Source organism: Janibacter sp. CFPM2_SD2 (assembly GCF_057364645.1).
Genome location: NZ_JBNFOF010000101.1, coordinates 1 through 10,833, shown reverse-complemented (window position 1 = coordinate 10,833; position 10,833 = coordinate 1). Strand labels below are relative to the sequence as shown.

The following is a 10,833-nucleotide window of genomic DNA, read 5'->3' as shown; positions in this document are numbered from 1 at the left end:
GAGGACGACGTCGAGCTCGTCGTCGCGCGCGGGAGTCGCCGAGGGCGACCTCGACGTAGCCGGCGGTGTGGCCGAGGGGGAGCGGGGGAAGGGGGGATGAGGTCGCGGTGCAGCCGGCCCGCGGGGTCGGCGACGACCTCGCCGATGCTGCCGGTCTCGAGGACCCGGCCCTCGCCGAGCAGGGTCACCGCGTCGCAGACCTCGCGCACGACGGCGGGCTCGTGGGTGATGATGACGACGGTGATGCCCAGGCGATCGCGCAGGTCGCGCAGCAGCCCGAGGATCTGGCGGGTCGTCGCGGCGTCGAGCGCGGAGGTCGGCTCGTCGCACAGGAGGATGTCGGGGCGGGTCGCGAGGGCGCGGGCGATGCCGACGCGCTGCTGCTGGCCGCCGGAGAGCTGACCGGGGGTGGTTGTCGGCCCGGTCGGCGAGCCCGACGAGGTCGAGCAGCTCGGCGACCCGGGCCGATCGCTCGTCCGCCGACCAGCCGGCGATCTCGAGCGGCAGGGCGATGTTGTCGGCGGCCGAGCGGGAGTCGAGCAGGTTGGCGTGCTGGAAGACCATGCCGAAGCGGCGACGGGCCGCCCGCAGCTCGGCACCGCGCAGGCCGGGGATGTCGGTGCCGTCGAGGACGACGGTCCCGGCGGTCGGCTGCTCGAGCCCGGTGAGGCAGCGGATGAGCGTCGACTTGCCGGCGCCGGAGCGGCCGACGATGCCGTGGATGGAGCCCTGGGGGATCGACAGGGTGATGTCGTCCAGGGCGACGACGGGGCCGCGGGCGGAGGCGAACTCCTTGCGCAGGCCGTGCACGTCGAGCAGAGCGGGGGTGTCGGTCACCGGAACATAATAGGAAGTTATGGAACGCATAAGCAAAACGCCTGCGTCACTCTGCAAGACCCTAGGGTCGTGCAGAGTTGGGCCAACCCAACCCTGCACGACCCTAGGGTGATGCAGGGTTGGTGAGACGGGTTCGGCCGAGCGGTTGGGCGCGGGTAGAGTCGGGGCCGATCGACATCCTTTAACCACTGTCCCGTGAGGCAGAGAAGGAGGTCTTGAGACACCCATGTGTCCGGACACGCCCCCAGAGGACGGCCAGCAGCCGCCCGCCCGTGAGGTCATGAGCACCTCCGACGTCGGCAGAGCGCTGCGCCGCATCGCCCACGAGATCGTCGAGCGCAACAAGGGGGCCGCGGACGTCGTCCTGCTCGGCATCCCCAGTCGCGGCGTCGAGCTCGCCCACCGCCTCGCCGACCTCGTCGCCGAGATCGAGGGCAGCTCCGTGCCGGTCGGCTCCCTCGACGTCACGATGTACCGCGACGACCTGCGCGCGCGGCCCACGCGGGCGCCGCAGCAGACGACCTTCCCCGCCTCCGGGGTCGACGACAGGATCGTCGTCCTCGTCGACGACGTGCTCTACTCCGGCCGCACCGTGCGCGCGGCCCTCGACGCGCTCGCCGACTACGGCCGCCCCCGCGCGGTGCGGCTGGCGGTCCTCGTCGACCGTGGCCACCGCGAGCTGCCGATCCGCGCGGACCACGTCGGCAAGAACTTGCCGACCTCCCAGGCCGAGCGGGTCACCGTGCGCCTGGCGGAGCACGACGGCGTCGATGACGCGGTGACGATCTCCGGGGGTGGTGAGCGATGACCCGCCACCTGCTCTCCGTCGCCGACCTCGACGACGACGCCCTGCGGGCGGTCCTCGACACCGCCGCCGAGATGCACGAGGTGCAGCACCGCGAGGTCAAGAAGATCCCGACCCTGCGCGGGCGCACCGTCATCAACCTCTTCTTCGAGGACTCCACCCGCACCCGCTCCTCCTTCGAGATCGCGGGCAAGTGGATGAGTGCCGACACGATCAACATCACCGGCAAGGGCTCCAGCACGTCGAAGGGGGAGTCCCTCCGCGACACCGTGCGCACCATCGCGGCCATGGGGGTCGACGCGATCGTCATGCGCCACCAGGCCTCCGGTGCGGCCCACCAGGTCGCGCGGTGGTTCGACGAGTCGGGCACGCCGACGAGCGTGGTCAACGCCGGCGACGGCACCCACGAGCACCCCACGCAGGCACTGCTCGACGCCTACACGATCGAGCGCCGGCTGGGTTCGCTCGAGGGCAAGCGGGTCGCGATCGTCGGCGACGTGACGCACAGCCGCGTCTTCCGCTCCAACGTGCTGGCCCTGCCCCGCCTGGGTGCCGAGGTGACCGTGGTCGCCCCGCCGACGCTCATGCCGAGCGGCGCGACCGCGTGGGCGCAGGCCGAGGGCTTCGCCCTGAGCGACGACCTCGACGAGGTCATCGCCTCCGGGGTCGACGCGCTGATGATGCTGCGCGTGCAGCGAGAGCGGATGTCCGGCGGCTTCTTCCCCACGGCCCGCGAGTACACGGTCGGCTACGGCCTGACCCGCGACCGCCTCGCCGCGCTGACGGCGGCCAACCCCGAGGCGGTCATCTGCCACCCCGGCCCGATGAACCGTGGCCTCGAGATCGCCGCCGACGCGGCCGACGCGGCGAGCAGCCTGGTCCTCGACCAGGTGAGCTCCGGCGTCGCCGTGCGGATGAGCGTCCTCTACCACCTGCTGGCCTCCGGCCCGACGACGAAGGGGGGCGCGGCATGAGCGACCTCGACACCCGCGACCTGCTCATCACCGGTGCCTCGCTGCTCGGCGCGACGACCGCCGACGTCCTCGTCCGCGACGGCGTCATCGCAGCCGTCGGAGCCGACGCCGCGGCAGGTGCCGGCCACCGACACCCACCCGGGGTCGACGGCGACGGCCTCGCCCCTCCTGCCCCCGGTCTGGTCGACCTGCACACCCACCTGCGCGAGCCCGGTCGCGAGGACGCCGAGACGGTCGCGACGGGCTCCGCCGCGGCCGCCGCGAGCGGATTCACCGCGGTGCTCGCCATGGCCAACACGAGCCCGGTGACCGACACCGCCGAGGCCGCCGAGCGCGTGCTCGACCTCGGAGTCGCCGCCGGTCACTGCGACGTGCAGCCGATCGGCTCGGTGACCAAGGGGCTCGAGGGCGCCGAGCTCGCCGAGCTCGGCCTGATGCACCGCTCCCGCGCCCGGGTGCGCGTCTTCTCCGACGACGGCCGCTGCGTCCACGACGCGCGGGTCATGCGCCGGGCGCTCGAGTACGTGCGCGCCTTCGACGGCGTCATCTCGCAGCACAGCCAGGACCCGGCGCTCGCCGGCCCGGCGGCCTGCTGCCACGAGGGCGAGCTCAGCGGTCGGCTCGGCCTGACCGGCTGGCCCGCCGTCGCCGAGTCGAGCATCATCGCCCGCGACGCCGAGCTCGCTCTGCACACCGGCTCCCGGGTGCACGTCGCCCACGTCTCGACGGCCGAGGGCGTCGAGGCCGTGCGCTGGGCCAAGCGCCGCGGCGCCCGGATCACCGCCGAGGTCACGCCGCACCACCTCGTGCTGACGACCGACCTGCTCACCGGCTACGACCCGGTCTACAAGGTCAACCCGCCGCTGCGCCCCGCCGAGGACGTCGAGGCCCTGCGCGAGGCCCTCGCCGACGGCACGATCGACGCGGTCGCCACCGACCACGCCCCGCACGCCCGCCACGACAAGGAGCACGCCTTCCCCGACGCGGCCTTCGGCATGCTCGGCCTGGAGACCGCCTTCGCCGTCGTCCACGACGTCATGGTGGACTCGGGTCGGATCGACCTGGCGACCCTCGCCGAGCGGATGTCCCACGCGCCGGCGCGCATCGCCGGCCTCACCGACCACGGTCGCGCGATCGAGGTGGGCGCCCCCGCCAACCTCGTCCTCGTCGACCCGACCGACCGGATCACCGTCGACCCGGCCGCGTCGCACTCCCTGTCCCGCAACACCCCCTTCGCCGGGCACACCCTCACCGGGCGCGTCCGCACGACGATCCTGCGCGGCCGCGTCACGGCCGCCGACGGAGAGGTCAGCAATTGAGCACGCACAGCAGCACCGGTGACACCGCACCGGCCGTCCTCGTCCTCGAAGACGGGCGCACCTTCGCCGGCACGGCCTACGGGGCCGTCGGCGAGACCGTCGGCGAGGCGGTCTTCAGCACCGGCATGACCGGCTACCAGGAGACCCTCACCGACCCGAGCTACCGCGGCCAGGTCGTCGTCATGACGGCCCCGCACGTCGGCAACACCGGGTGGAACGACGAGGACGACGAGTCCTCGCGCATCCACGTCGCGGGCTACGTCGTGCGCGACCCCGCGCTACGCCCGAGCAACTGGCGCTCGCGCCGCACCCTCGAGGACGAGCTGACGACGCAGGGTGTCGTCGGCATCGCCGGCATCGACACCCGCGCCCTGACCCGTCACCTGCGCGAGCGCGGGGCCATGCGGGTCGGCATCTTCTCCGGCGAGGCCGTGACCGACGACGCCGCGATGCTCGAGCGAGTCACCGCGGCCCCCGAGATGGCCGGCTCGGCCCTCGCCGCCCAGGTGAGCACGAGCGAGCCCTATGTCGTCGAGGCGAAGGGGGACAAGCGCTTCACCGTCGCGGCCCTCGACCTCGGCATCAAGACGATGACCCCGACCCGCCTCGCGGAGCGCGGCATCGAGGTGCACGTCCTGCCGGCCACGGCGACGATCGAGGACGTGCTGGCGGTCTCCCCGGACGGGCTCTTCTTCAGCAACGGCCCCGGCGACCCGGCGACCGCCGGTGACCAGGTCGAGCTGCTCCAGGAGGCGCTGCGCCGGGGGCTGCCGTACTTCGGCATCTGCTTCGGCAACCAGCTCTTCGGCCGGGCCCTCGGCTTCGGCACCTACAAGCTCAAGTACGGCCACCGGGGCATCAACCAGCCGGTCTTCGACCGGACGACCAACAAGGTCGAGGTCACCGCGCACAACCACGGCTTCGCCGTCGACGCGCCCCTCGACGAGGCGACGCAGACCCCCTTCGGCAGGGCCACCGTGAGCCACGTGTGCCTCAACGACGACGTCGTCGAGGGTCTCGAGCTGCACGACGACGGGGGCCGGCTGCTCGGCTTCTCCGTCCAGTACCACCCGGAGGCCGCGGCCGGCCCGCACGATGCCGCCTACCTCTTCGACCGCTTCACCGACCTGCTCAGCACGAAGGAGGCGCAGGCCTGATGCCCAAGCGCGACGACATCTCCAGCGTCCTCGTCATCGGCTCCGGCCCGATCGTCATCGGCCAGGCCTGCGAGTTCGACTACTCCGGCACCCAGGCGTGCCGCGTCCTGCGCGAGGAGGGCATCCGGGTCATCCTCGTCAACTCCAACCCCGCGACGATCATGACCGACCCGGAGTTCGCCGACGCGACCTACGTCGAGCCGATCACCCCCGAGGTCGTCGAGAAGATCATCGAGCGCGAGCGCCCCGACGCCGTGCTCGCCACCCTCGGTGGCCAGACGGCCCTCAACGCCGCGATCTCGCTCCACGAGGCCGGCGTGCTCGAGAAGTACGGCTGCCCGCTCATCGGTGCGAGCGTCGAGGCCATCGAGCTCGGCGAGGACCGCGAGCGCTTCAAGGGCGTCGTCGAGCGCTGCGGCGCCGAGTCGGCCCGCTCGGTCATCTGCCACACGATGGACGAGTGCCTCGCGGCCGCCGAGGAGCTGAGCTACCCGGTCGTCGTGCGTCCCTCCTTCACGATGGGCGGCCTGGGCTCGGGCTTCGCCTACGACGAGACCGACCTGCGCCGCATCGCCGGCGCCGGCCTGCAGTACAGCCCGACGACCGAGGTGCTGCTCGAGGAGTCGATCCTCGGGTGGAAGGAGTACGAGCTCGAGGTCATGCGCGACACGGCGGACAACGTCGTCGTCGTCTGCTCGATCGAGAACTTCGACCCGGTCGGCGTGCACACCGGTGACTCGATCACCGTCGCCCCCGCCCTGACCCTCACCGACCGCGAGTACCAGCGCATGCGTGACGTCGGCATCGCCGTCATCCGCGAGGTCGGGGTCGAGACCGGCGGCTGCAACATCCAGTTCGCGATCAACCCCGCCGACGGCCGGATGATCGTCATCGAGATGAACCCGCGCGTCTCGCGCTCCTCGGCGCTGGCGTCGAAGGCCACCGGCTTCCCGATCGCGAAGATCGCGGCGAAGATGGCCATCGGCTACACCCTCGACGAGGTGCCCAACGACATCACTGAGGAGACCCCCGCGGCCTTCGAGCCGAGCCTCGACTACGTCGTCGTCAAGGTGCCGCGCTTCGCCTTCGAGAAGTTCCCGGCCGCCGACCCGACCCTCACGACGACGATGAAGTCCGTCGGCGAGGCGATGGCCATCGGACGCAACTTCACCGAGGCCCTGCAGAAGGCGCTGCGCTCCGCCGAGCGCTCGGGCGCCGCCTTCCACTGGGACGGTGACCAGCCGACGCTCGAGCAGGGCCGCGCCCTCCTCGAGGCGGCGAAGGTGCCGACCGACGGGCGGATCGTCCAGGTCCAGCAGGCCATGCGTGCCGGCCTGTCGGTGGAGGAGGTGCACGAGGCGACGAAGATCGACCCCTGGTACCTCGACCAGATGGAGCTGATCAACGAGGTCGCCCAGCAGGTCCACGACGCCCCGGAGCTCAACCCGCAGGTGCTGCGCCTGGCCAAGCGGCACGGATTCTCCGACGCCCAGATCGCCCGGCTGCGCCGGATGGACGAGGCCGTCGTGCGCGGGGTCCGGCACGCCCTCGGGGTTCGCCCGGTCTTCAAGACGGTCGACACCTGCGCCGCGGAGTTCGCCGCGCGCACGCCCTACCACTACAGCTCCTACGACGAGGAGACCGAGGTCGAGCCGCGCGAGCGGCCGGCGGTCATCATCCTCGGCTCGGGCCCCAACCGCATCGGCCAGGGCGTGGAGTTCGACTACTCGTGCGTGCACGCGAGCTTCGCCCTGCGCGATGCCGGCTACGACACGGTCATGGTCAACTGCAACCCCGAGACGGTCTCGACCGACTACGACACGAGCAGCCGCCTGTACTTCGAGCCGCTCACCCTCGAGGACGCCCTCGAGGTGATCCACGCCGAGACCCAGGCCGGACCCGTGGCCGGCGTCATCGTCCAGCTCGGCGGGCAGACGCCTCTCGGCCTGGCCGGCCAGCTCAAGGCCGAGGGTGTGCCGATCGTCGGCACCTCGCCCGAGGCGATCGACCTGGCGGAGGACCGGGGCCACTTCGGCCGGGTCCTGCACGAGGCCGGGCTCAACGCCCCCAAGCACGGCACCGCCTTCAGCGCGGAGGAGGCCGTCGAGATCGCCCGCGAGATCGGCTACCCGGTCCTCGTGCGGCCGTCCTACGTCCTGGGTGGCCGCGGCATGGAGATCGTCTACGACGACGCGACCCTCTCGGAGTACGTCACCCGGGCGGCGATCGCCAGCCCCGAGCACCCGATCCTCGTCGACCGCTTCCTCGACGACGCGATCGAGATCGACGTCGACGTGCTCTACGACGGCACCGAGATGTACCTCGGCGGGATCATGGAGCACATCGAGGAGGCCGGCATCCACTCCGGTGACTCCAGCTGCACCCTCCCGCCGGCGACGCTCGGCACTTCCGAGCTGCAGCGCGTCCGCGAGGCGACCCTCGCCCTCGCCGAGGGAATCGGCGTGCGCGGCCTGATGAACGTGCAGTTCGCCCTGGCGCAGGACGTCCTCTACGTCCTCGAGGCCAACCCGCGCGCCTCGCGGACCGTCCCCTTCGTCGCCAAGGCCACGGGCGTACCGCTCGCCAAGGCCGCGGCCCGCGTCATGCTCGGCGCGAGCATCGCCGAGCTCAAGGCCGAGGGCATGCTCCCGCGCGATGCCGACGGTGGTTCGATGCCGGCGCACGCGCCGATGTCGGTCAAGGAGGCCGTGCTGCCCTTCAAGCGCTTCCGGACGAAGGAGGGCGACGTCGTCGACTCCCTCCTTGGCCCTGAGATGCGCTCCACGGGCGAGGTCATGGGCATCGACGCCGACTTCGGCGCGGCCTTCGCCAAGAGCCAGCTCGGCTCGCTGGCGAGCGGCCTGCCGACGAGCGGCAATGTCTTCGTCTCCGTCGCCAACCGCGACAAGCGGGCGATGATCTTCCCGATCAAGCGCCTGGCCGACCTCGGCTTCACGATCCTCGCGACGGAGGGCACAGCCGACGTGCTGCGCCGCAATGCCGTCGAGTGCGAGGTCGTCACCAAGCACTCCGAGCGCGGCGAAGGGGAGTCGAGCATCGTCGACCGGATCCTCGCGGGCGACGTCGACATCGTCTTCAACACCCCGTCGGGGCAGCACGCCCGGGCCGACGGCTACGCGATCCGCGCGGCGACGACGGCGATGGACAAGCCGATCGTCACGACGGTCCAGCAGCTCACCGCCGCGGTCCAGGCCATCGAGGCGCGGATGCACGGCGAGCTGCGGGTCAAGCCGCTGCAGGAGCACGCGCGCGACCTCGACCTCTACGGGGTCCGGCGGTGACCGCCCGCACCGTCGCCGCCCGCGAGGGTGCGGGCGTCGTCCAGGTCGAGGCCGAGGTCCTCGGCAATGTCGCGGTCGGTGCCTACCGGCACCTGACGCTCGTCACGCCCGGCCTGGCGGAGATCGCCCGACCGGGGCAGTTCGTCGCGCTCGCCGTCGGTGACGGCACGAGCTCGATGCTGCTGCGGCGCAGCTTCTCGATCCACCGGGTCAGCCCGGTCGGCACCTACGGCGGCACGACCGAGGTCGTCGTCGCCGCCCACGGCCCCGGCACCCAGGTCCTCACGGCCCTGGAGCCGGGGGAGTCGGTGAGCGTCGTCGGCCCGCTGGGTCGCGGCTTCCCGCTGCCCTCGCAGCCGGTGCCGTGCATCCTCGTCGGCGGTGGCTACGGCTCCGCGCCGCTCTTCTGGCTCGCCGAGCAGCTGCGCGAGCGCGGCTGCCCGGTCGAGATCGTCCTCGGGGCCGCCTCCGCCGACCGGCTCTTCGGGGTCGTCGAGGCCCGCCGCGTCGCCGACGGGGTCACCGTGACCACCGACGACGGGTCCGCCGGGACGCAGGGCTGGGTCTCCGACGTGCTGCCCGACCTCATCGCCCGCACCGGGGCCGGTGTGCTCTACGGCTGCGGCCCGATGGGCATGCTGCGCTCGATGAGCGACATCGCCGCCGACCACGGCATCGTCGCCCAGGTCGCCGTCGAGGAGGCCATGGCCTGCGGTGTCGGCATCTGCATGACCTGCGTCATGCCGGTGAGCGATGCCCAGGGCACGACCAAGATGGTCCGCAGCTGCCTCGAGGGCCCGGTCTTCCGCGGCGACCGCGTGCGCTGGGATGCCTTCGAGGACGGCCTGTGCCACGTGCCCGCCGACGCCGTCGGCGCCCCGAAGGAGGCCCGATGACCACGCCCGCTGCACCCCCTTCGCCTGTGGACATGTCCGTCGACCTCGCCGGGGTCCGCCTGCCCAACCCGATGATGACCGCCAGCGGGTGCGCGGCCAACGGCCGGGAGATGCACCGCTTCATCGACGTCGCCCAGCTGGGTGCCTTCGTCACCAAGTCGGTCAAGGCCCAGCCGGTCTCCGGGCGCGGCACGCCCCGCATGGCCGAGACGCCCTCCGGGATGCTCAACTCGATCGGCCTGCAGGGCCCGGGGGTGCAGGCCTTCGTCGACGAGGACCTCGCCTGGCTGCATTCGATCGGTGCGCGTGTCGTCGTCTCGATCGCCGGCAACACCGCCTCGGAGTTCGCGGGCGTCGCCCGCGCCGTCGTGCGCAGCCGCTACGCGAGCGCGGTGGCCGCCATCGAGGTCAACATCTCCTGCCCCAACGTCGCCAACCGCGGGCTCGTCTTCGCGTGCGACCCGGCGAGCTCCCACAAGGTGATGACCCTCGTGCGAGAGGAGGTCCCGCGGGGCCTGCCGATGCTCGCGAAGCTCAGCCCCGACGTCACCGACATCGTCGAGATCGCCGACACGGTCCTCAAGGCCGGCGCCCACGGCCTGACGATGATCAACACCACCCTCGGGGTGGCCATCGACGTCGACCGGTTGCGGCCGCACCTCATCGCCGCGACCGGAGGGCTCTCCGGCCCGGCGATCCGCCCGATGGCCGTGCGCGCGGTGTGGCAGGTCGCCGGTGCGATGCGCGCCGGGCGGATCAAGACCGCACCGATCGTCGGTGTCGGGGGAGTGCGCAGCGGCCGTGACGCCCTCGAGCTGGTCGCCGCCGGTGCGAGCGCGATCCAGGTCGGCACCGCGGCCTTCAACGACCCGACCGCCCCCGAGCGGGTCGGTCGCGAGCTCGAAGCGCTCGTCGCAGAGCGTGGCTTCACCCGTCTCGCCGACGTCGTCGGCATCGCCCACGAGAGGTTCACGCCATGAGCACCGAGACCACCCTTCGAGGCGACTCCGTCGCACCTCAGGGAACGTTCGGGAAGCGCCTGCGGGCCGCGATGGACGAGCACGGTCCGCTGTGCGCGGGCCTCGACCCGCACCGGGCCCTCGTCGAGTCGTGGGGGCTGACCTACGACCTCGCCGGGCTCGAGCGCTTCACGATGACCTGCGTCGAGGCCTTCGGTGGCTCGGTGGCCGCGGTCAAGCCCCAGTCGGCCTTCTTCGAGGTCTTCGGGGCGAAGGGGGTGGCCATCCTCGAGCGGGCCCTCACCGACCTGCGTGACGCCGGCACCCTGACCCTCCTCGACGTCAAGCGCGGCGACATCGGCACGACCGTCGACGCCTACGGCGAGGCCTTCCTCGGCAAGGACGCACCGGCCGCGGCCGATGCGATCACCCTGAGCCCCTATCTCGGCTACGGCTCGCTGCGCCCGGCGATCGACCTCGCCCACGCGACCGGTCGCGGGGGTCTTCGTCCTCGCGCTGACCTCCAACCCCGAGGGGGCGAGCGTCCAGCACGCGCGGCTGGCGACGGGCGCTCGGTCGCCGGC

7 protein-coding genes and 3 pseudogenes are annotated in these 10,833 nt (G+C 72.2%); 8 read left to right on the top strand and 2 right to left on the bottom strand.

Features of this window, described 5'->3' with window-relative positions; all coding sequences use genetic code 11:
- Together AC2W7J_RS10655 and AC2W7J_RS10650 are read right to left on the bottom strand one after the other, a co-directional pair.
- A pseudogene (locus tag AC2W7J_RS10655) lies at positions 1 to 368 on the bottom strand (methionine ABC transporter ATP-binding protein); the annotation flags it as partial.
- Between the two features lie 3 nt (positions 369 to 371).
- Positions 372 to 867 (bottom strand): annotated as a pseudogene (locus AC2W7J_RS10650) (ATP-binding cassette domain-containing protein); the annotation flags it as partial.
- A 196-nt stretch (positions 868 to 1,063) separates the two neighbouring features.
- Between AC2W7J_RS10650 and pyrR the strand changes: the two are divergent.
- The 8 genes and pseudogenes from pyrR to pyrF form a co-directional block, all read left to right on the top strand.
- Positions 1,064 to 1,645, top strand: coding sequence for a bifunctional pyr operon transcriptional regulator/uracil phosphoribosyltransferase PyrR (pyrR, locus tag AC2W7J_RS10645; RefSeq protein ID WP_421008403.1), 582 nt, complete (start codon positions 1,064 to 1,066; stop codon positions 1,643 to 1,645).
- On the top strand, positions 1,642 to 2,616 hold the full coding sequence (locus AC2W7J_RS10640; protein ID WP_485982329.1) for an aspartate carbamoyltransferase catalytic subunit: 975 nt from the start codon (positions 1,642 to 1,644) through the stop codon (positions 2,614 to 2,616). The genes pyrR and AC2W7J_RS10640 overlap by 4 nt, the downstream gene beginning before the upstream one ends.
- Positions 2,613 to 3,935, top strand: a complete 1,323-nt coding sequence (locus tag AC2W7J_RS10635; protein ID WP_485982328.1) for a dihydroorotase — start codon at positions 2,613 to 2,615, stop codon at positions 3,933 to 3,935. The genes AC2W7J_RS10640 and AC2W7J_RS10635 overlap by 4 nt, the downstream gene beginning before the upstream one ends.
- Entirely contained in the window at positions 3,932 to 5,092 is a 1,161-nt protein-coding gene (gene carA, locus AC2W7J_RS10630; RefSeq protein WP_255183582.1) for a glutamine-hydrolyzing carbamoyl-phosphate synthase small subunit, read from the top strand. The genes AC2W7J_RS10635 and carA overlap by 4 nt, the downstream gene beginning before the upstream one ends.
- Positions 5,092 to 8,394 (top strand): carbamoyl-phosphate synthase large subunit, encoded by a 3,303-nt coding sequence (gene carB, locus AC2W7J_RS10625; RefSeq protein WP_485982327.1) that lies wholly within the window; start codon positions 5,092 to 5,094, stop codon positions 8,392 to 8,394. The genes carA and carB overlap by 1 nt, the downstream gene beginning before the upstream one ends.
- Entirely contained in the window at positions 8,391 to 9,290 is a 900-nt protein-coding gene (locus AC2W7J_RS10620) for a dihydroorotate dehydrogenase electron transfer subunit (protein WP_485982326.1), read from the top strand. The genes carB and AC2W7J_RS10620 overlap by 4 nt, the downstream gene beginning before the upstream one ends.
- Positions 9,287 to 10,270, top strand: a complete 984-nt coding sequence (locus AC2W7J_RS10615; protein WP_255183579.1) for a dihydroorotate dehydrogenase — start codon at positions 9,287 to 9,289, stop codon at positions 10,268 to 10,270. The genes AC2W7J_RS10620 and AC2W7J_RS10615 overlap by 4 nt, the downstream gene beginning before the upstream one ends.
- Positions 10,267 to 10,833 (top strand): annotated as a pseudogene (pyrF, locus tag AC2W7J_RS10610) (orotidine-5'-phosphate decarboxylase); the annotation flags it as partial. The gene AC2W7J_RS10615 and the pseudogene pyrF, both read left to right, overlap by 4 nt.

Bases quoted from the DNA above. Each gene is read 5' to 3' on its own strand.
- AC2W7J_RS10635 (WP_485982328.1), top strand. From the start codon at position 2,613: ATGAGCGACCTCGACACCCGCGACCTGCTCATCACCGGTGCCTCGCTG.
- carB (WP_485982327.1), top strand. From the start codon at position 5,092: ATGCCCAAGCGCGACGACATCTCCAGCGTCCTCGTCATCGGCTCCGGC.
- AC2W7J_RS10615 (WP_255183579.1), top strand. From the start codon at position 9,287: ATGACCACGCCCGCTGCACCCCCTTCGCCTGTGGACATGTCCGTCGAC.
- pyrR (WP_421008403.1), top strand. From the start codon at position 1,064: ATGTGTCCGGACACGCCCCCAGAGGACGGCCAGCAGCCGCCCGCCCGT.
- AC2W7J_RS10640 (WP_485982329.1), top strand. From the start codon at position 1,642: ATGACCCGCCACCTGCTCTCCGTCGCCGACCTCGACGACGACGCCCTG.